We start from the raw sequence: 20,974 nt of genomic DNA, 5'->3' as shown, positions 1-20,974 counted from the left end.
GCGTGCCGGGCCTGGCCAAAACTTTGATGGTCAGCACGCTGGCCAAGATCCTGGATGTGACCTTCAAACGCATCCAATTCACGCCCGACCTGATGCCCTCGGACATCACTGGCACGAACGTGTTGGAAGAGGACGAGCAGGGCCGGCGCAACTTTCGCTTTGTCGAAGGGCCGATCTTTACCAACATCCTGCTGGCCGACGAAATCAACCGCACGCCCCCCAAGACGCAGGCCGCGCTGTTGCAGGCCATGCAAGAGCGCGAGGTGTCGGTCGGGCAGCAGACCTATAACCTGCCCGAGCCGTTCTTCACCATCGCCACGCAGAACCCGATCGAGCAGGAAGGGACGTACCCGCTGCCCGAAGCCCAGCTCGACCGGTTCATGTTCAATATCAAGGTGAACTACCCGTCGGCAGCCGAGGAAGAGCAGATCCTGGCGGCAACCACGCGGGGCGAGAAGCCCGAGGTGCGCCGGGTGCTCTCGGGCAAGGCGATCGTCAACCTTCAGAAGCTGGTCCGCTCGGTGGCGGTGAGCGAATACATCATTAAATATGTGGCGCGGCTGGTGCGGGCCACGCGGCCCAAGGACGAATCGGCCCCCGCCTTCGTCAAGGAATTGGTCGATTGGGGCGCTGGCCCCCGCGCGGGCCAATTCTTGATCCACGGCGGCAAGGCCCTGGCCGCCATGGAAGGCCGGTTCTCGGTCGCCATCGACGACATCAAAAAGGTGGCCATCGCCGTGTTGCGACACCGCGTCAGCACGAACTTTCAGGCTCAGGCCGAAGGCATGACCACCGAAGATGTGATCAAGCGTTTGCTGGAACTGATCCCGACGCCCGAGATCCCGAAGTTCCAGGGTTAAGCGGAGGTAAATGTTCCAAAAGATTCACCACGGAGCCACGAAGCCACAGAGGGGACGAGAAAAACCGGAACCCTCTGATCGCAGTGTGCTCTGTGGCGAACGTGGCTTTCGTGCCGGCTGTTTATGTCTCTTGCTGAAAAATATTTGAAGCCGGAAGTGGTGCGCGAGATTTCGCGGTTAGATCTGCGCGCGCAATTCATCGTCAAAGGCTTCTTGCAGGGATTGCACTCCAGCCCCTTCCAGGGCTTCTCGGTCGAGTTCAGTGAGCACCGCAAGTACACCGCTGGCGACGATCCGCACGATATCGATTGGCTGGTGTATGCCAAGACCGACAAGTACTACATCAAAAAGTTCGAAGCCGAGACCAATATCACAGGTTACCTGGTGATGGATCTCAGCCGGTCGATGGATTACACGTACCGGCAGCAACTGTCGAAATTCGATTATTCCATCTGCCTGGCCGCGGCGCTGTGCTACCTGATGGTCCATCAGCAAGACCCGGTCGGGCTGATCACGTTCGACGAGAAGATTCGCAACAGCCTGCCACCGCGCTCGAAGCGGACCCAGTTGGGCAACATCCTGTCGCTTTTGTCGAAGCTGCGGCCGACGGGCAAGACCGAGATCGCCAAGAGCCTGATCCAGATCGCGGCCATGCTGCGTCATCGCAGCCTGGTGATGCTGTTTTCCGATCTGTTGGCGGATCAGGAACCCATCATGCACGCCCTGCACCGGCTGCGGCACGCCGGGCACGACGTGATCCTGTTTCACATCCTGGACGAGGCCGAGGTCAAGTTTCCGTTTGACGGCCTGGTCGAATTCGAAGAGCCCGAGTCGCACGACCGGCTTCAGGTCGACGCCGACGGGTTCAAGACCGACTACCTGCGCGAGATGGGTAGATTTCGCGAACGCTACAAGCGCGAATGCTTCCAAGCCGGCATCGACTACGTCGGGCTCGACACCAGCATGCGCTTCGACCGCGCGCTGACCGAGTATTTGATCAGCCGCCAGGCACGCTGCTAAGGCGACAGCGAGGATGCTAAATCCACAGATTACGCAGACAAGTTCAGCTTCAGGAAGATGGATTCTTTGGCGGCTGAAAGTCGGCCCACATTCGACAAGTAAAAAGGCATTTCGTGTTCTCCCATTCGTGCAATTCGTTGTTCAGTCTGCCTCGCGTTCCATCAGAAGAGGCGCCCACGAATTACACGAATGAATTTCGAGAGTTCATGTGGTTGCGGGTGGTGGGATGATAGTGATTTCAGTCGGTGCGTGTTTTGCGGATGAGTTCCTTCGGGTGCGAAAAGCGACTGACGTGACGTGATGGATTTTGTCAACCCGCTCCTGCTGGCCGGCGCCGGTCTGGCGGCCATTCCGGTGGTGCTGCATTTGATCATGCGGCAGCAACCGCGGCTGCTGGAGTTTCCGGCCTTGCGCTTCTTGCAGGCGCGGCAGCAATCGAACAGGCGCCGGTTGCAGCTGCGGCATTTGATCCTGTTGGCGATGCGCGTGGCCGCGGTCTGTCTGATGGCCTTTGCCCTGGCGCGCCCCAGCATTCACTCCTCGGGCGTGATCGGCGATCAAGAGGCGCCCACCGCCGCGGCGCTGGTCTTCGACACATCGCCGCGGATGGCCTTGCGGCATGAGAATAAAACCCGGCTCGAAGCCGCGCAGGATATTTCGCTGTGGCTGTTGCCCCATTTGCCCGCTGATAGCCAGGTGGCCGTGGTCGACGCCACGCCCGGCGATCCGGTGTTTCAGATCGACATGGGCACGGCCCGGCAACGGATCGAGCGGTTGGAGACCGTGGGGCTGGGCCGGCCGATTCCCGATCTGCTGGAAGGCTCGCTACGGCTTTTAAGGCAGAGCGAGCTGGAGCGCAAGGAAATCTATGTCTTCACCGATCTGACCGAGGGAGCCTGGAGCACCGACGTGCCCGACCGCTACGCGCGGCTGTTCGCCGAAATGCCCGGCATCGCCGTGTATGTGATCGATGTGGGCGTGCTCGAGCCGCGCGATTTGTCGCTGGGCGAAGTGCAACTTTCCGGGCAGGTCCTGGCGCGAAACAGCCCGTTGCACGTCGTCAGCGAGTTGGACTCGCTCGGTCTGGAGGGGGACGGCGTCGTCGAGATGTACCTTTCCGACAACGAAGGGCAGATGCAAAAGCGGAGCGAGCAATTGCTTTCGTACAGTCCCGGCAGCGCCAAAACGCTGGACTTTACCGTGGGTGGGCTCGAGGTTGGCACGCACCAAGGTTATGTGCGCGTCCTGGGCGAAGACAGCTTGCCGATCGATAACGTGCGGTACTTCAGCGTCGAAGTGAAGCAGCCTTGGAAGGTATTGGTCGTGGCCGCGCCGCCGGCCGATTATCACGCCGCGAACTTTGTCGAGGCGCTGGCGCCTGCCGATTTTCGCCGCACTGGGCACGCCCGCTACAACTGCGAAGTGGTCGACTTTGCCGAGTTGGGGCGCAAGCCGTTGGAATCGTACGCGGCCGTCTGCGTCTTGGACCCGCCCCCCTTGGCCGATGCCACCTGGCGGCAATTGTCCGAGTACGCGCGCGGCGGTGGCGGGCTCAGCATCTTTTTGGGCGCCAACGCCGAGCAGCAGTTCGCCGCCTTCAATACCGAAGCGGCGCAGGAGCTGCTGCCTGGTCCCTTGGAGTTCATCGGCCGTTTTCCGGACGGTACGAACTATTTGAGCTCGAAGAACGATCAGCATCCGATCCTGGCGAAGTTTCGTTCGCGGCGCGGCGCGGTTCCTTGGGAAGAATTTCCGGTCTATCGCTTCTGGCAGTTCGCCAAGTTGCAAGATGGCGTGGCTACCGCGGTTTCGCTGGCCGGGAGCCAGCCGGCGATGTTGGAAAAGCCACTCGGCAAGGGACGCGTGCTGACATTCGTGACGCCGGTTTCGGAATTGGCCGAAGTGCCCGAAGGCGATCGCTGGAATCAACTGTGGGGGGTCGGCGCATGGCCTTTTTTCACCCTCACCAACGAGGCCGTGTTGTACCTGGTCGGCGGCAGCGACGAGCGGCTGAACTACATGGCCGGGCAGGCGGCGGTGCTGTACATCGATCCGGAAAAACGGTTTCCCACGTACCTGGTCTCCACGCCTAGCGGCGAAAGCTTGCGGCAGACAGCCAATCAGCAGAACGCCGTGGTGGTAACCGCCACGCAAACGGCGGGCAACTATCGGATCCGCGCCGGCGGCGATCAAGACGGCGTAAACCGCGGCTTCACCGTGAACCTGGCCCCCGAGGCGACATTGCTGACCCGCACTGACGAGCAGCAGTTGAAACGCGTTTTCGGCGAGCAGGCCTTTCACATTGCCCGCAACACCGAACAAATCGATCGGCACGTGAACCTTGATCGCGTCGGCCGCGAGTTGTACCCGCTGCTGATCGGCCTGGTGGCATTCGTGCTGGGGTTGGAGCACGTGCTGGCGAATCGCTTTTATCGCGAAGCACCGCCAGAGAAATAGGCGAAGGCGGAGTAATGAATGGAACCACCTAAGCGTCGCGCGTCAGCCATTCATCATCTCGCATTCATCGTTGGCAGTAGACATTCGTTCCTTCGACATTAGACATTCGACGCTGGCCCTCTCCTCATGCTTCGCCTGGTCCTCAATCCTGTTGGCGGTTATGTGCTGGTCGCGTTTGCGGCCGCGGCGCTATTGGGACTGTTGGCATTGGGGCCAGCCCGTAGTCGGGTGACGCCCAATCGCCGCCGGGCGCTGGTTGCGATGCGGCTGGTAATAACGCTGCTGTTGGTGTTGGCCATGCTGCGGCCGACGCTTGTCTGGACCACGATCACGCGCAAGCCGGCCACGCTTTTGATCTTGGCCGACCAGTCGCGCAGCATGCAGGTGGCCGACGCCTCGGGCGATAAGACGCGCTGGGAATCGCTGTCGGCCAGCATGGACGCTGCGGCCTCGTCGCTCGACGATCTGAGCCAAGAGATCGAGGTCAAGGTTTACACGTTTGATTCGGATCCTCATCCGCTCGACCTGGTGGCGGGCGCCGCCCAGTGGCCCTCGCGACCCGAGGGAACGCAGACCGCGCTCGGATGGGTGCTGGAAGATACGTTGCGGCGCGAGACCGGCAAGCGGCTGGCCGGCGTGGTGCTGCTAAGCGACGGTGCCCAACGCGTGCTGCCGGCCAAGGACGTCTCGCCGCAGACGCCAGCCCGACGGTTGGCCGATTTGGGTTTCCGGCTGTACGCCGTACCGTTCGGCCAGTCGCGCGCCTTGGACCAGACGCGCGATGTAGCTTTGTCTGAGCTGCGCGCGCCGCAGGTCGTATTCGTCAAAAACGAGTTGGACGTCGATGCGGTCGCCCAGCTGGATGGGTTTGTCGGGCAGGATGTCGTCGCGCAGCTATTAGTCGAGACCACCCCCGGCAAGATGGAGGTCGTCGACTCGCAACGTCTGCGCGCCGAGCAAAACGGCGCGCGGCTGCCGGTCCATTTGAAATACCTGCCCGACACGCCGGGCGAGCGAAAAATCACGCTCAAGGTGGCGCCGCAAACCGGCGAGTTGATCACCACCAACAACGAGACCAGCACGTTCGTCACGGTGCTCGATGGCGGGCTGAAGGTGCTGTATCTGAACGGGGCCCTGCAGCCCGATATCCGATTTCTGCGTCGCGCGCTCGATGCCTCGCCGGACATGAACGTCGAGTTCCGGACAATCGACGCCCGCAAACCGCAGACGCGTCCCAAGGACATGATTGACTACTTCGAGCCAGGGCGTTTCGATGTTTATATCCTGGGCGATTTGGACGCCACCGCGTTTACTCCATCCGAAATGGCGGCACTGGCCGCCGCGGTCGAGCGTGGGGCCGGTTTCATCATGTTGGGTGGGTTTCACAGCTTTGGCGCCGGTGGTTACGCGGGCACGCCGCTTGACGATGTCTTGCCGGTCGAGATGAATCGGCTAGAGCGGCAGAACTTCGGCGAGGCCATCCGCACCGACCAGCACCTGCCCGAGGCATCTCGCCCGAAGATGCGCCCCACGCGGATCGGCCAGACGCACAGCATTCTGCAACTGGCCCCCGGGGCAGAGAACTTGAAAATGTGGGACGAGTTGCCCGCCCTCGACGGTGCCAACCGATTGGACCGTGTGAAGCGCGGCGCGACGGTGCTGGCCGAAACGCCGGACAATCACCCGCTATTGATCGCCCGCGAATATGGCCGCGGCCGCGTGCTGGCGTTTGGCGGTGACTCCACGTGGCACTGGACCATGTCGGGCTACGAAGCGGCGCACAAGCGTTTCTGGCGGCAAGTCGTATTGTGGCTAGCGCGCAAGGATCAATCGACCAGCAACACGGTGTGGGTCAACCTCGACGAGCGACGATTCAGCCCCGGCACGCGCGTGGAATTCACCGCAGGCGCCCGCAACCCGCAGGGAGAGCCGATCGCCGATGCCACGATGGAAGTGGAAGTCGTACGTCCGGACGGCAGCAAGGCGACGCCCCGTTTGCGCCGTAGCGGCGACGAAATGGCTGGCACGTTTCTCGATGCGCAGCTGCCCGGCGACTATACGCTCGTCGTCAAGGCGTCGTCCAACGGCGTGACGATTGGCACGGCCCAAGCCCGCTTCTTGGTCTACGATCAGGATCTGGAGCTGGATAATCCGGCGGCCGACCGCGGCACGATGGAAAGCCTGGCCAGCATGACCGACGGGCGCACCGTGGCCTCGGAACAACTGCCTGAGCTATTCGCGTCGATCAAGCAGCAGCTGGAAAAGCTGGAAGTCGAAACGTTGGTCAAGCGGACCCTGTGGGACACTTGGCCCTTTTTCCTGCTCCTGATCGCACTGCTGGGTGTGGAATGGTATCTGAGGAAGAAGTGGGGTCTGGTGTAGGGTCGCGGTGATTCGTGGTTGCCGCATTTCGTTTCTAACGAAATAAGTTGACGGGCAAGCGCCGCATGGCGGACCGGGACATGGGGACCCCCGAGTTGCCAACGCTTGGACCGGCGGCAGTTCAGATCCACAGGTGCAGGCGGCCGTCTAGCATGTCGGGCAGTGCTGCTTCGACGTACTGACGGATCTGCTTGGCGTGGTAACGCGTGCTGAAATGGGCGGCGATGACCACTTCGTTATGAAACCGCTCGCGCCGCGCGATGATGTCGTCGAGATGCATGTGCCCGAACTTGTGGATCTTTTCCTTGCGATGCCGGGCGGCGACGAATGTCATCTCGGTGATCAGGATCTGGGCTTTGAACATGGCTGGGCAATCGTCCAGTCCTTCGGGCGAGCTGTCGCCGACATAGGCTAGCCGCGGGATGCGCCGCTCCTCGGTCACTTCGGTGCCGGCCAGACGCAGGTCGCGAATCTTGTCGCCAGGCAAGTCCTGAAATTCGGCCCTCAACTTGCGACGGCGTTCCCACACCACGAATCCCAGCGACGGCACGCGGTGCGTGGTGGCCGAGACGGTGACCACGTGCTCGCGCGACATCTCGACCTCGTCCCCCGGCTTGAGCCCCACCAATTGGCACGGCAGCCGTCCACGATCGAGCCGCGTGAATAGCTTGAGGATGCGATCAACCCCCTCGACAGCCTGCTCGGGCAGGTAGATCGTCGGCGGTTCCATCTTCATCATCCGTCGACGCGCGATGTAAGACGGTAGCGCCGCCACATGATCGAGATGCGTGTGCGAAATGAACAAGTTGGGCGTCGCCATGAACGACCAGGGATGAGCCCCGATGTCGAAACCGAGCTTGAGCTCTGGGATCCGCCAATAGCTCTGCACCGCCGCGCGCGAATACCCTTCGACGGTCAGACCGCCGTGCGTGATCGTCTTGATGGGCGCGTTTTGAACCATGAGGGCAAGTCACAGTGAGAGGCGTTGCGGTTCGCGGTAGTGCTATCATCGACCCCGCCGGCCTTCCAACGGAGATGGAACTCCGCGACATGCACCGCCGAACAGGGTCAGACGAACGCGAACTGACCAGTGTAGACAAGATCGACCGGCGGGCAACCCACGCCCCTAAGCCACGCGCACTCGAACTTGTGGCCGCGGGCATGTGCTGCGGCTATTAGGGGTATGGTGCATGAGAATACGAACAGGCCGCCCGCGTTGCGAAGGCGCGGCGATTGTCGGTATAAGTGAGGGCAGCAATGGATATGGAGACGGACTCCAGTTTCTGCAAACACGAGGAGGTCAGCCATGGGCACCCTTCGAGGGGCGGTCGTGTTTCTCGTTCTTATCTCGTCCACAGGCTTCGCGGTCCGCTCCGCCCAGGCGGACGAGCCGTCGCCTGGCTCACTGGCGAAGCTGTATGCCGACGCCGAAAAGTTGGCCGAGGATCCCGCCACCCTAGAACAGAGCGCCGCGCGGCTGCAAGAGCTTGTCGCGGTGCATCGAGAGAATACCACGCTCTACGATCGGGCTTTCTCGCAGTTGCTCAAGCACTACGTGCATTTGGCCCAAGGCGAGCAAGCGGCGCGCCTGGTGCAGGACGAACTCGCATACAAGGTCGCGCAAATCGAAGCCGTACAGCAAGCACATGTCATCGAGCAAGCCCGCCGTAGATTCCCCACAGAGTTTGCCAAGCTCAGGGAGGAGGATCGCGCAAAGTCACGCGAAGTGTCAGCAGCCGTTCCGGACACCGACGACGCCGATTTGACGAAACAGATTCTGCAGCGCGGAGACAAAGAGATACGTGAAAAGGCGCTCGCGAGAATCCGGGAGCAATTAGCGGCTGGCGCCGGGGCCCAATCACAGCTATCCGGCCTGCAAAGCCTTTACAAGAGCTTGTCTGCCAAGTTCGATCATGCCGCATTTCGCCCGGCCGTGCTGCCGCTGCTTCTATCGAATGACCACGACGTACGATTGATGGCCATCGTGGTTCTGCCCGGAATCAGCGAAGACAAGGCTGACATCAAGGTGATTCTTCGGTCGGTGGAAGATGGGTCGCCGCGGGTGCGGGCCAGCGTGGCCACGGCGCTGATCTCGATCGGCAAGGGAGAGGCCGTAGGGCAAGTCGCGCCCGCGCTGGTGAAACTGCTCCGCGATACGAATCAAGACGTCGTGCATCAATCGATCCGTTCCATGTGGGGGCAGTATCGCACGCCGGAGCTGAACGCGGTGCTCATCGAGCTGGCGAACACGCCACAACATCATCATGTAGCGATCTATCACGGGCTGAGTCCGCAGCCGGAGAAAAATGCGGTCATGTGCGAACGGCTGGTCGAGGAACTGGCCGATCCAGATTGGAACAATAGCGGCCGTGCCGCATGGGGGCTGACATTCGGCGTGATGCCAGAGGCCCGCGCACTGGTCGAAGCGGGGCTTCTGGCGGCGATAGCCGAAGAAACAAATGCCTACACGCGCAGCGAAGAATTCGCGGCGCTCAAGAATGTCGCCAGCGAGAAATCGCGCGCGTACCTGACGAAGCTCGCGGCGACGAACGAAGAAACAGATGATGTTCGCAAGCAGGCCAACGAGATTCTGGCCGTGCTGGATGCACATCGCTGATTGCGAACGCGGCCGTCCGCCCCGATCTTATTCCGGCGGACCGGGGTCTGTCGGTGTCGCGGCCGCGGCGGGCTCGTGTACCAGGTAGATTTCGCCGAATTGATCTCCTTGCTCGGCGTGCAGTCCGTGATGCCGTATCAATTCCAGGACGGCCAGGAACATACCGATCAGAGTCGATTTGTGCATGCCGGGACGGAACAGTTCGGTAAAGGCCAGCCGCTGCTGTTCGACGAGCAGATTGCCGATCCGTTCCATGTAGACGTGGATCGGCGTATCGTCGTAGACGATGTTCGACGGCAGGTTCGATTGATGCTGCTGGATCAAGCGGCCAAAAGCGCTGACCAGATCCCACAGCTCCAATTCGCGAATCGGTTCCGTCGCCGGATCGCGCGGGCGGGTCGCCATGTCGTTGGAAAGGCGCGGATAGCGTTCCTGCCAATCGCGGGCACGCTCGTCGAGGATGCTGGCGGCCTCTTTGAACTGCTTGTATTCCAACAGCCGCTGCACGAGCTGTTGCCGGGGGTCGGCGATTTCTTCCTCGACTTCGTCTTCGTGCGGCAGGATCAAGCGCGATTTCAGTTCGACCAGCGTGCTGGCCATCTCCAGAAAATCTCCGGCCGCGTTCACGTCGAGCTGTTCGAGCACGGACAGATGCTCGAGAAATTGATCCGCGATCGGCGCGACGGGTATGTCGAGGATGTCCAGCTCGTGCTTGCGCACCAGGTACAGCAGTAGGTCGAGCGGGCCGCGGAAGATTTCCAGGTCGACGCGAAAGCTCATCGCTGCATGCCCGAGGGAGATAGGAAATAGTCGCAACGGGCGCCAAGTCGCTTGCGCCCGGTTGTCATCTTAATCGACTGGCCCCTGGCGGCAGTAGCCCGCCTTGCCACAACATGGGGGCCGCTTTAGGCTTACTAGCGTTGGTTTGGCCTTTGGCGGTAGCATTGCCGGCAAGCGGCCGACCTCTAGGTCGCCGTGGATCGTTCGCCGTGCGATCGCTTTGGCCGCGGCTCAGTAATCAGGAGATCCGTGCGTTGAAACACGAGCAGTTGTGGGCCCCCTGGCGATTAGCTTACCTGAAGGGGATCGATAAGAACCTGCCGCAGCCGGTCGAAGTCGAGCTGCTGCCGGGCGCGGACCCGCAATGCTTTGTGTGTCGCGCCGTGGCAGACAATCGCGATCGAGAGAATCTGGTCGTGCACCGCGGCGCGCGGATGGTCACGCTGCTGAACCGGTATCCCTACAATAACGGCCACATGCTGGTGGCGCCGTTGGTGCATAAGGGACGCCTCGACGAGCTCACGGCCGACGAGCACTGCGAAACGATGGAGACGATCACGCGGCTGGTCTCGGTCTTGGCGGCGCTCTTGAATAGCGAAGGCTTTAACGTGGGGCTGAATTTGGGACGCGTGGCCGGCGCCGGCTTGCCCGGCCACTTGCATTGGCACATCGTGCCACGCTGGAGCGGCGATACGAACTTCATGCCAGTGCTGTCGGGCGTGGACGTTATTTCGCAATCGCTTGATGCCCTGTGGGAATTGTTGGCCGAAAAGCTTGAGCAGCCATGAACCCAGCCAAGCCACTTGCTGCAAACGGCCCCCCGGTCGACGCGCAACCCAACGACGCATCAGGCAGCGTCTTCCATGCTGCCGCATTCGCAGAGGGCGCCTTTCTGGATATTGACGAGCGCGAGCGGTTGCTGCTGGCGCCGTATGCCATGCACAGCGCGGTCAGCCAGGGCCGGCGGTATCCGGAGCAATCTCATCGATATCGCGGTCCGTTTCAGCGCGACCGCGACCGCATCGTGCATAGCGCAGCGTATCGCCGCCTGAGCGCCAAGACGCAAGTGTTTACCGGCGATATCGGCGATTACCATCGCACAAGGCTGACGCATACGATCGAGGTGGCGTCGGTCGCACGCACCATCGGTCGCGCCTTGCGGCTGAACGAAGATCTGGTCGAGGCGTTGGCACTGGCGCACGATCTGGGGCATCCGCCGTTTGGTCATGCTGGCGAGGACGCGCTCGACCGCTGCCTGGCCGCTGACGGGGGCTTCAACCACAATCGGCACGGGTTGCGGATCGTGAGCGAACTCGAGCAGCGCTATCAGGAGTTTCCGGGGCTGAATCTATCGATCGAAGTGCTCGAAGGGCAGACGGCGCGCGCCACCAAAGGCGCACACACCACGCGGCCTCTGCTCGAGGCGCAGGTGGTCGATGCGGCCGACAGCGTGGCTTACGATACGCACGACGCCGACGACGCGCTCGAACATCGGCTGCTAACGATGGGTGAGCTGTTAGAGCTTGCGCTGTGGCGCGAAGCCGAGAAGCGCGTCCGCCGCCGGTATCAGGCGCTCGACGATGCGCAATTGCGCCGCGCCATTTTGCACGAGCTGATCGACTGGCAGGTCGGCGATCTATTGGTGCAAGCCACGGCACGGTTGCGCGCGGGGCAGATCGACTCAATCGCCGCGGTCCGCGCCGCGCCGCTCGTGATCGAACCCAGTACAGAGCTTGCCGCCAAAAAACTGGAACTGGAGCAGTTTCTCGCCCAGCGCGTGTACAAGCATCCGCAACTGCTGGCCGTCCGTCGCGCGGCTCAAGAGATGCTGGCTCGCATGTTTGCCGGTTATTTGGCGCGGCCCGAGTTGCTGCCGGCCAGTTTTCGCGCGCGGGGGGCGCACGTGGGCTGGCCGCGCACGGTGGGGGACTATCTAGCCGGCATGACCGACCGCTACGCTCAGCAGGAGCACGCACGGCTGTTTGCTGGACAGCCGGCGACCTGATTTTTTTGACGAATGTTAGGCAGATTCAGCCCAGCGCATCGTTACAAGTTGTTTTTCCGGTACCGCAGCCCCCCCGAGCGGTTAAATTACTTCACGCCCCACTTAGTCGTCGAAAGTAGGGCTGGTAAACTGGATAGGTCCGACAGGCGCACAGTCTCGCCAGCCGAGACCGTGGCACTGTGGCTGCCTTCCTCAACGAACACGTTCTGCCTATGCCCGCCAAAGCACCCGCGAAGATCTCTCAGCCAAGTGACACCAAGGTCTCGCTCTTGGTGCTGCGCATCGTATTCGTGATGGTGGCCGTGGGCCTGGCGGCGTCGATCATTAGCGCTCCCTGGTTTCCCAAAGACCCGGCTCCTTGGCTTCCCTGGGCCGTCTTCGGGGGCGTGTTGGGGATGTCGCTCGTCGTGATCGCGGTCGACGTGCTGGTACGGCACAAGCAGCTCGACGTGATTTCCTCGGTCTACTTCGGCACCATCGTCGGTTTGTTCCTGGCTTACGTCGTCGGCCTGGCCTTGGCCCCCTTGCCGATCTGGCAAGAGTATCGCGCCACGGTCAATCTCACGCTGGGCATGGTGTTGAGCTATGTGTGCATCAGCTTGTTGATGCAAACGCGCAACGATTTTCGCTTCATTATTCCGTATGTCGAATTCGCCAAAGAGATCAAGGGACTTAAACCATTCATCCTGGACACCAGCGTCGTCATCGACGGGCGAATCGCGGATGTCGTCGAGACCAAGATCTTCGACAGCCAGTTGATCATGCCCCGTTTCGTCCTGGCGGAATTGCAGAACATCGCCGACAGCGCCGACCGTTCGCGGCGCAGTCGCGGGCGGCGCGGCCTGGACGTGCTGCAAAAGCTCCGTTCGAGCGAGAATGTCGATCTGCAAATGTACGATCGCGATTTGCCTGAATTCGCCGGCCATCCGGTCGATCTGAAGCTGGTGATGCTAGCCAAGCATCTGGACGGCAAGATCATCACCAACGATTACAACCTGAACAAAGTAGCGCAGGTGCAGGGCGTCGACGTCAACAATCTCAACGACCTGGCCAATTCCTTGAAGCCCGTCTTCCTGCCGGGTGAGTCGCTCGACGTGCGCGTGGTGAAACCGGGCGAAGAGCCGGGTCAGGGTGTCGGCTATCTCGACGACGGCACCATGATAGTGATCGAGGGGGGCAGAGATCATCTCAACAAGACGGTTCGCGTGGCCGTCACTAGCGTCCTGCAAACGAGCGCCGGGCGCATGATTTTTGGCCGCTACGAGCCCTCGTCCAAAGCCGCCTCGTAGTCGCCTTCTTCCACTCCGCCATGCCGCGGCTGCGCGCCGACGCGCAAAAGAATCACGCTCATTTCGGCCACGGCCTTTGCATCAGAAAGAAGCTTAACCACGAATGACACGAATAGGGAACAGCTACTGCTGACTGTCACAGCGTGGCGCTTACGATTGCCCGTCTTATTCGTGTAATTCGTGGTTTCTGTATTTGCTTCCGCCGTGTTCGCCCGCGGTATGGCGCGGCTGTCGATCACCGCAGCGCATGCTAAACTGCTGGGCAGGTTCGAGCGTCGGTTCGCATGCCCGCCGACGTCAACGAAAACGATCTCGTCGTCGCGGGTCCGCTTGCCGGAGAACTCATGCAGTACCGACGTTGGCTGGTGTTGCTCGGCGCGTTGTTGATGCAGCCGTGCTTGGGAGCAATCTATGGTTGGGGCGTGTTTGTACCGGCGCTCAAGGCCAGTCGGTCGGAGCTGACGGTCACGCTCTCGCCGCAGGTGCTCGAGGTCGATCCGGCCCAGCATGCCGAATTGGTCGGCGAGTACAAGGCGCTCAAAAAGCAACTGGCGGAAGCCCATGCCGATGATCGCGCCGCAGCCAAGGCGGACGTCGAGCGCTTCCTGGCAGACGTCGTGCCCGCGCGCGTGCAGGTGGCCAAGGAAGTCTGGGCCAAGCAATGCTATGGCTACTCGGGCACGCAAGCGCAGGCCGTGTTTTCTACCGGCATCATGGTGTTTGCGCTGGTGATGATATTGGCCGGCCGCTGGCAAGATCGCGTCGGCCCGCGGATTGTCGCGTTCACCGGCGGACTGGTGCTGGCGGCAGGCTATGCGCTAGCCGCTTTGGCCGGACCGAGCTTTCCGATGGTACTCCTGGGCGTGGGCGTGATCGGCGGCGCCGGCATTGGCATGGGCTACGTCTGTCCGATCGCGGCCTGCGTGAAATGGTTTCCCGACCTGCGCGGGCTCGTCACGGGCTTGGCCGTGGCGGGGTTCGGCGGTGGTGCTTTTTTGTTCATCAAGCTGGCCGGTAATTGGGGCGGGCTGCTCGCGGCCGAAGGCGTGTCAGCCACCCTTCTCACTTACGCGGCGATCTTTGTGGTGTTCGTCTCGCTGGGCGCGTCGCTGTTGCGCAATCCGCCCGTGGGATGGCAGCCGTCGGGTTGGACTCCGCCGGCGGCTTACAGCCAAGGCGTATCGACAGCCGTGCCCGACTTTGAACAAGCCGATACGGTACGGACGCGTTCGTTCTGGATGCTATGGCTGGCGTTCATGTTCGCTTCGAGCTGCGGCATGATGGTGATCGGATCGCTGAAGGATTTCGGTATTCGCGAAGGTCGACTGTCCGATTTCGAGGCCGAAGGCGCGCTGGCCCTCCTGGCGGTGTTCAACGCCTTGGGCCGGATCACATGGGGCTGGGTGTCACAGCGGTTTGGCGCGCGTCAGACGCTGGTGTTGATCTCGTTCTTACAGGCTGCAATGGTCGTGGCGCTCATTGAAATGGGCACAAAAGTCTGGACGCTGGAAGTCGCTGCCTGCTGGGTCGGCTTTCATTTCGGCGGCAACTTGGCGTTGTTTCCACTGCTGACGGCCGAGTACTTCGGCACGCGCCACCTGGGAGCCAACTATGGCCTGATGTTCACCGGCTATGGCGTGGGGGGCGTCGTCGGACCGATGCTGGCCGGCAGCGTGTGGGACACGCTCGGCTCGTATCGCTGGGCCTATCTGCCTGCCGCCGCCGGGTGCTTATTTGCGATGGCGCTAGCCCTGACCGTGCGGCCGCCTAAGCCCGCGCAACAAACGTCCGCGACGCACTAACGACCACTGTAGTGATGACCACCGGCGCAGCGCCTTTCGCAAGTACGACACTCTGCTGACTAACGTCCAGCAGCCCCTTTATTTGATTTCTCGCTCGCTCTGCTTGGGCGGGCCTGGTGGGCCGATAAAGACGCGATCTTTCGGGAATTTCTCGAATAGCGACTCGGGTTTGGAAAAATTCGCCGCCAGCAAATACTTTGGATTGCCGGCGATCCATTGCGAGAGGTCAATCGCCTGGTAGTGCCCCGTGTTGAAGGCGATCAACACGCGCGAAGTCTTGTTGCTGGTATTCTCGATCGAGTGGCCGTAGCCTTGCGGGATGTAGCTCACGTCTCCTTGCTCGAGCGATTCAGTACGGTAACGACCGTGCGACCCGAACAGCGTGACGCTCACCTGTCCGTCGATTACGTACTGCCATTCATCGGCGTTAGGGTGCCAGTGCAATTCGCGCAGGCCCCCCGGCTCGAGATCGAGGATCACGCCCGTCACGGTTTGCGAGATGGGGAACCGATCGGCGCCGACGCGCCACTCACGCCCGCCTTTGTAGATCGAGTGCGGCTCTTGCGCCAGCATGCGAAAGCGATGCGTCTCGGCGGGCGACTTCAGCCCGCCCTGCAGTGGCGGCTGCGGCAGTTCGGGCGGCACCGGCCCGCGCGCGAAATAGACTTCTTCTTTCGGCAGGCCATCGAAGCTGGACTCGGGCAAGCCGAAATTTTTGGCCAACAACGCCTTGGGCGTATGACCCAGCCAGTCGGTGATGCTGAAGGTGCCGAATTCCGAAAAGTAGCCGTTGTCGAAGATGAGAATAAAGTGGCAGGGCTTGTTTCCCAGGCATTGAATCGAATGGCCGTGGCCCCGCGGAAAATACCAGATATCGCCGGGATCGAAATCGTTGGTCTGCGAGTTGCCCTGCGGATCGGCCACGGTGGTGCGGGAGCGCCCTTCGATGACAAAGGCCCATTCGGCGGCGGTGGCATGCCAATGCAGCTCGCGCATCACGCCCGGCTCGAGTCGCATCGACACGCCTGCGATCCCCTTCGAGATCGGCAGTTGCGAGACGGTGGCCTCTTTGCCGAAGCTACCGTCCATCACCTTGCCCGCGGATTTTTCCAGGGCGAATTTGAATGTCGGCAGGTCCTTGCCCGACAGCAGCGGGTCAGGCACGTTGTTCTTGAAGGGGAATCCTTCGTCGGCCGCGGCGGCCGAAATCCCGATAACGCCGGCGGCAGCCGCCGAACCAATGAAGCCGCGTCGTGATACTTCGGACATATCATCCTCCTCGTGGTGGGATGTCGTATTTTCGGGTGGCGGGTTCGATTCGTGAATCCGCCGCGCGACCTGCGTTGATCGATGGTAAGCGCGTGCGGACAGATTTGACGAATCCTATCGCTTGGGAAGGCGTTTGCCCACGAGTCGAAACGTCCGTGACGTTATGAGGACTAGATTCCCCTCCCCAACCGTGCCCGTCGGCGGTTCAAATCTTTTCGCAACGGGCAGGAACGAGATTTGCCACCGAGTTCACAGAGTGCGCAGAGGAGGACCAAGGAATGCAGCCGCAATGACTTTATCGATTTGTCGTGGTCCAGTGGCGAACGACTTCGAGAGGGCCATCCGCCATTCCGCACCGTTTCCGATTCTTCTCGGCGAAATCTGCGTCATCTGCGGATCGATCGCATCTTGCCGAGGAGGCGTACGATGATCGCAGGCAGCAGCAAAGCGCGAGGCAATATTGCTACCGGCTAACCATCAAAAGCGTCGACGGGTGCCGCATCCGCTGAGCCGGCCGTGGAATCGCCGCCAGCGACAACGGCACCTTAAGGGTGAACGCGGCACCCGCGCATGCCCACGCTGCTAGCGCGACATGGTCATGCCACCCGGCAATGCCGAAATGCGACGCAATTTTGCAATAATGCTGCTGCGACTGCGAACTCTTCTGCCTAATCGCGGGGTTCCCTGCGCCCCCCTCAAAACCCCGGCAAGGCATGGTACAATGTCGGCCGTTCGCTACGGATCGCTCTTCACGATGCTTCGACACTCCGGGCCCCGCAAGCCCGGCCGGCGCGGGAAGAGTCCGGAGATGAGGAGGGCCTGTGCCCTCGGTGTCACGTGTTTGACCCCGGCTCTCGGCCCCCCATGCACCTCGTCGAAATCCACAATGTCAGCCGCAGCTACGGCCACGTGCGGGCGCTGCATGATGTGAGCATGACGCTCGAGCCCGGCATCGTGGGGCTGGTCGGCAACAACGGCGCCGGCAAGTCGACATTGCTCAAGGTGCTGCTGGGCCTGCTCAGGCCCGACGCCGGCGCCGGCACCATCCTGGGTAGTGATATCTGGCACGCATCCAGCACGTTGCGCGGCAAGATCGGCTACATGCCCGAAGCGGCGGCGACCGTGCCGGTGCTCAAGGGCGTTGAGTTCGTCACGCTTTCCGGCGACCTGTACGGCATGCCGCATCGCGATGCGCGGCGGCGGGCCCACGAAGTGCTGAACTACGTCGGCCTGGGCGAGCTGCGCTACCGGCGGCTGGAAGAATACTCGACCGGCAACGTGCAGCGTCTCAAGCTGGCGGCCGCCCTGGTACACGATCCTCAGCTCTTGTTGCTGGACGAGCCGACCAATGGGCTCGATCCCGAAGGGCGCGAGTCGATGCTGGAATTGATCGAAGACCTGATTCGCGAGACCGGCAAGAGCGTGATCCTCTGCACGCACTTGCTGCCCGACATCGAGCGGTTGTGCGAGCAGATCGTGGTGCTGCATCGCGGCACCGTGATCCGCGCCGGGACGATGGCCTCGTTGCGCAACGGCGGGACGAACCGGTTCGAGCTGGGATGGCTTGGCGACGGGGCAGGCTTCCTGGCGGCGCTACGCGCAGCGGACGTGCAAGTTACTCTCAACGCACATGCCGACGGGGCCACGGTGCAGGTACCGGTCGGCTGGCAAAACGCGCGATTTTTTGCCATGGCCCGCGAGCGCGACGTCGTGCTCACGCAATTAAAGGCCGACGAAGAGGATCTGGAGCGATTGTTCTTCCGTGTCACCGGCGATAACACAACCGCCGCCGTCGTGGCCGCAGAGCCGCAGGAGCCGCGCCATGGGCATTGATAATGCACACTACTACGGCTGGGAAGGGAAGCTGCATTCTCCCTGGTGGGCCACGCTGTCGATCGTGCGCGTGGCGCTGTTGCAGGTCTTTCGACGCAAGTCGTATTGGCTGGTCATCGCGCTGGGCGTGTTTCAGTTCCTGTTGTTTTGGGTAATCATCTATGTCCTGACCCAGGCGCGCCTGCCGCGCGAGGCGCAGCGCGACATGTTTGAATGGTTCGGCTTCACCCCCACGGCCGAAGGGAACGAGGAAAACGGCTACATCAAGTTCATGCAACAGCAGAGTATCGTGGTGATGATTCTTCTGGCCTTTTCCGGCAGTTTGCTGGTGGGGGCCGATTTTCGCATGAAATCGCTGCCGTTTTATTTATCGCGCCGTGTCGATCGTCGGCATTACATCGTCGGCAAGCTGTTGGCGATCAGCGTGATCGTGTCATTGCTGACCACGGTGCCGGCGCTGATTCTTTTCGTTGAATTCGGCATGTTCACGCCGTCGACCGGCTACTGGACGACCAATTGGGACATCGTTCCCTCGGTCTTGGCCTACGGCGCGGCATTCTGCGTGGTGTTGAGCATTCCGCTGGTGACGATTTCGGCCTACCTGCAACGCATGGCGCCGATCGCCATCACCTGGTCGACGTTGTTCGTCATGCTGGGCCGCTTGGGCAGCTATATGCGCGAAGCGACCGATAACGACTTCTGGGCGCTGGTCGACCCCTGGACCGACATTCGCCTGTTGGGCAAGCTCTGCTTCGGCGTGTTTCGCGACGACCTGGAGTTCCATATGGCCGCCTGGGCGGCGCTGATCCTGACGGCCGTGTGCCTGGTGTGCCTGGTGGCGCTGGTTCACCGGGTGCGCGCAATCGACATTGTGGAGTAACACAGCGCACCAACCATGTTCCTCACTTTCGATCACGTCACGAAGTTCTACGGGCCGGTGATTGGTGTTAATAACATTAGTTGCCGCATCGGCCCGGGCATCACCGGATTGTTCGGCGCCAACGGCGCCGGCAAGTCGACGTTGATGAAGCTGGCCAGCGGCCAGTTGCGCCCCAGCCAGGGAGACGTGCGCATTGGCGACCATCGCGCCTGGAGCACCGAGGCCAAACGGCATTTTGGCTACAGCCCCGACGTCAACAGCTTCTACGAAGAGATGACCTGCCGTGAGTTCATCTACGTGATGGCGCGGCTGTATGGACTGTCGCGCTCGGTGGCCCGCACGCGCACGGCCGAGGTGATCGAAGAAGTGGGCATGGCCGATCGCGCCGGCCGCCGGCTGGCAGGTTGCAGTCACGGAATGCGGCAGCGGGTCAAGCTGGGACAGGCGTTGATCAACGATCCGCCGATTCTGCTATTGGACGAACCGCTCAGTGGGATCGATCCTGGCGGTCGCCGCGAGATCAGCCGCCTGCTGGTCGCGCAAGGTGAAAAAGGGAAGACGATCCTGGTCTCTAGCCACATCCTGGCCGAAACCGAGACGCTGACCGATTCCGTGTTGATCATCGCACGTGGCCGGATCGTGGCCTCGGGCACGCTTCCCGAGATCAGGGCGCTGTTGGAAGATCGGCCGCTGACGGTCGAAATCGGCTCGTCGCAGGCGCGGCAACTGGCGGCGCTGCTGGTGACCGAGCCCGAAGTGCGCGGCGTCGAGCTGCGCAGCGACAGCTTGATCGTTCGCACGCGGAATCCGAACCGCTTCTTTGCCCGCTTCAACGACCTCGTGGCGCAACACTCCTTCGAAATCGACAAAATGCAAACGCTCGACGGCGGCGCCGATGCGGTCTTCAATTATCTGCAGCAGGGGAATCGATGAGCCTGCTTCGCGCGTGGACTACTTTGCTGTGGCTGTCGTTCCGGCGTTTGCTCTGGTCGGGCAATACGTTGATGGTGCTGCTGCCATTATCGGCCTGCACCCTGTTCTTGTTGCGGCGGCAATTCTGGAAGCAGGCGAACTCCTTCGAGTCGTTCAACGGGTTCAGCCTGTTCTTGATGTTCGTCTTCGCGTCGTTCGTCGTGCCGATTTGTGCCGTGGCCTATGGCACGGCCAGCATCGGCGGCGATCGCGAAGACCGCACGCTGCTGTTCCTTTTGATCCGGCCCGTGCCGCGGCCGCTGATTTTTATCGCCAAGTTCTTCGCCACATTGCCGCTGGTGCTGGGGCTGGTGATGGGGGCGTTTTACCTCTATTGCCGCTTGGGGGGCGCGATTGGGCAAGAAGCGTACAACCTGTATTTGCCGGCTATTTTCTACATGACGATCGCCTACGTCAGTTTATTCCATTTCTTTGCCGTATCGTTTCGCCATTCGACCATTATCGCGCTGATCTATTCGCTGTTCATGGAACTGCTGCTGGGCAACATGCCCGGCATCGTGAAACGGGTGGCGATCAACTATTACGGACGATCGATGATGTACGCCGCCGGCGTTCCGGCCGGACTCGAACGCCCCGACCCGCAATGGTTCGAGCCGATCTCGGCCGCGGCCAGCGCCGGCGCTCTGTTTGGGATTGCGGTGGGAGGTTTGCTAGTCGCGCTAGTTGTCTTTCAACGCCGCGAGTACACTGATCTGACCTGATGTCGAACGGGGGCAGAAATGCGCGTGGTTCTGCCGCCGATTCGGCACGAGCTTCTGACTAGAATCACGAATGTTTAAGGGGGCAA

17 protein-coding genes are annotated in these 20,974 nt (G+C 61.5%); 13 read left to right on the top strand and 4 right to left on the bottom strand.

Going from position 1 to position 20,974, the window contains the following annotated elements:
* The 4 genes from VGG64_20835 to VGG64_20820 form a co-directional block, all read left to right on the top strand.
* Positions 1-860 (top strand): AAA family ATPase (locus VGG64_20835; GenBank protein ID HEY1602062.1); only part of this gene is annotated, 860 nt, incomplete at its 5' end.
* 123 nt (positions 861-983) lie between these two features.
* Positions 984-1,880, top strand: a complete 897-nt coding sequence (locus VGG64_20830) for a DUF58 domain-containing protein (protein HEY1602061.1) — start codon at positions 984-986, stop codon at positions 1,878-1,880.
* A gap of 300 nt (positions 1,881-2,180) precedes the next feature.
* Positions 2,181-4,337 (top strand): BatA and WFA domain-containing protein, encoded by a 2,157-nt coding sequence (locus tag VGG64_20825; GenBank protein ID HEY1602060.1) that lies wholly within the window; start codon positions 2,181-2,183, stop codon positions 4,335-4,337.
* 126 nt (positions 4,338-4,463) lie between these two features.
* Entirely contained in the window at positions 4,464-6,719 is a 2,256-nt protein-coding gene (locus VGG64_20820; GenBank protein HEY1602059.1) for a glutamine amidotransferase, read from the top strand.
* Positions 6,720-6,840: 121 nt separating this feature from the next.
* On the opposite strand, the gene VGG64_20815 is transcribed toward VGG64_20820, so the two are convergent.
* The gene (locus VGG64_20815; GenBank protein HEY1602058.1) at positions 6,841-7,680 is read right to left on the bottom strand and encodes an MBL fold metallo-hydrolase; all 840 of its coding nucleotides are present in this window, start codon (positions 7,678-7,680) and stop codon (positions 6,841-6,843) included.
* 345 nt (positions 7,681-8,025) lie between these two features.
* Between VGG64_20815 and VGG64_20810 the strand changes: the two genes are divergently transcribed.
* The gene (locus VGG64_20810; protein HEY1602057.1) at positions 8,026-9,336 is read left to right on the top strand and encodes a HEAT repeat domain-containing protein; all 1,311 of its coding nucleotides are present in this window, start codon (positions 8,026-8,028) and stop codon (positions 9,334-9,336) included.
* A gap of 27 nt (positions 9,337-9,363) precedes the next feature.
* On the opposite strand, the gene VGG64_20805 is transcribed toward VGG64_20810, so the two are convergent.
* Complete coding sequence (locus tag VGG64_20805) at positions 9,364-10,116, bottom strand: segregation/condensation protein A (GenBank protein ID HEY1602056.1); 753 nt, start codon at positions 10,114-10,116, stop codon at positions 9,364-9,366.
* A 209-nt stretch (positions 10,117-10,325) separates the two neighbouring features.
* Between VGG64_20805 and VGG64_20800 the strand changes: the two genes are divergently transcribed.
* From VGG64_20800 to VGG64_20790, 3 genes are all read left to right on the top strand, one after another.
* Entirely contained in the window at positions 10,326-10,904 is a 579-nt protein-coding gene (locus tag VGG64_20800) for an HIT domain-containing protein (GenBank protein HEY1602055.1), read from the top strand.
* Positions 10,901-12,121: a deoxyguanosinetriphosphate triphosphohydrolase gene (locus VGG64_20795; protein HEY1602054.1), complete on the top strand. Its 1,221-nt coding sequence runs from the start codon at positions 10,901-10,903 to the stop codon at positions 12,119-12,121. Before VGG64_20800 ends, VGG64_20795 begins: the two co-directional genes overlap by 4 nt.
* Before the next feature lie 212 nt (positions 12,122-12,333).
* Positions 12,334-13,410: a PIN domain-containing protein gene (locus VGG64_20790; GenBank protein ID HEY1602053.1), complete on the top strand. Its 1,077-nt coding sequence runs from the start codon at positions 12,334-12,336 to the stop codon at positions 13,408-13,410.
* On the opposite strand, the gene VGG64_20785 is transcribed toward VGG64_20790, so the two are convergent.
* A complete protein-coding gene (locus tag VGG64_20785) occupies positions 13,380-13,511 on the bottom strand; it encodes a hypothetical protein (GenBank protein ID HEY1602052.1) in 132 nt (43 codons plus the stop codon). The two genes, VGG64_20790 and VGG64_20785, sit on opposite strands and share 31 nt — an antisense overlap.
* A gap of 183 nt (positions 13,512-13,694) precedes the next feature.
* Between VGG64_20785 and VGG64_20780 the strand changes: the two genes are divergently transcribed.
* A complete protein-coding gene (locus tag VGG64_20780; protein HEY1602051.1) occupies positions 13,695-15,212 on the top strand; it encodes an OFA family MFS transporter in 1,518 nt (505 codons plus the stop codon).
* A gap of 78 nt (positions 15,213-15,290) precedes the next feature.
* Here VGG64_20780 and VGG64_20775 read toward each other — a convergent pair whose 3' ends face one another.
* On the bottom strand, positions 15,291-16,481 hold the full coding sequence (locus VGG64_20775; GenBank protein HEY1602050.1) for a cupin domain-containing protein: 1,191 nt from the start codon (positions 16,479-16,481) through the stop codon (positions 15,291-15,293).
* A gap of 864 nt (positions 16,482-17,345) precedes the next feature.
* On the opposite strand from VGG64_20775, the gene VGG64_20770 reads away from it, so the two are divergent.
* The 4 genes from VGG64_20770 to VGG64_20755 are packed head-to-tail and all read left to right on the top strand — an operon-like array spanning position 17,346 to position 20,888.
* The gene (locus VGG64_20770; protein HEY1602049.1) at positions 17,346-18,314 is read left to right on the top strand and encodes an ABC transporter ATP-binding protein; all 969 of its coding nucleotides are present in this window, start codon (positions 17,346-17,348) and stop codon (positions 18,312-18,314) included.
* Complete coding sequence (locus VGG64_20765) at positions 18,304-19,194, top strand: hypothetical protein (GenBank protein ID HEY1602048.1); 891 nt, start codon at positions 18,304-18,306, stop codon at positions 19,192-19,194. The genes VGG64_20770 and VGG64_20765 overlap by 11 nt, the downstream gene beginning before the upstream one ends.
* A 15-nt stretch (positions 19,195-19,209) precedes the next feature.
* Positions 19,210-20,127, top strand: coding sequence for an ABC transporter ATP-binding protein (locus VGG64_20760; GenBank protein HEY1602047.1), 918 nt, complete (start codon positions 19,210-19,212; stop codon positions 20,125-20,127).
* Entirely contained in the window at positions 20,124-20,888 is a 765-nt protein-coding gene (locus tag VGG64_20755) for an ABC transporter permease subunit (protein ID HEY1602046.1), read from the top strand. The genes VGG64_20760 and VGG64_20755 overlap by 4 nt, the downstream gene beginning before the upstream one ends.
* Positions 20,889-20,974: the final 86 nt, after the last annotated feature.

This window comes from Pirellulales bacterium, assembly GCA_036490175.1.
In the GTDB taxonomy this organism is placed as follows: Bacteria; Planctomycetota; Planctomycetia; order Pirellulales; family JACPPG01; genus JACPPG01.
The sequence above is the reverse complement of the archived record's forward strand: the minus strand, read 5'-3'. Positions and strand labels throughout refer to the sequence as shown.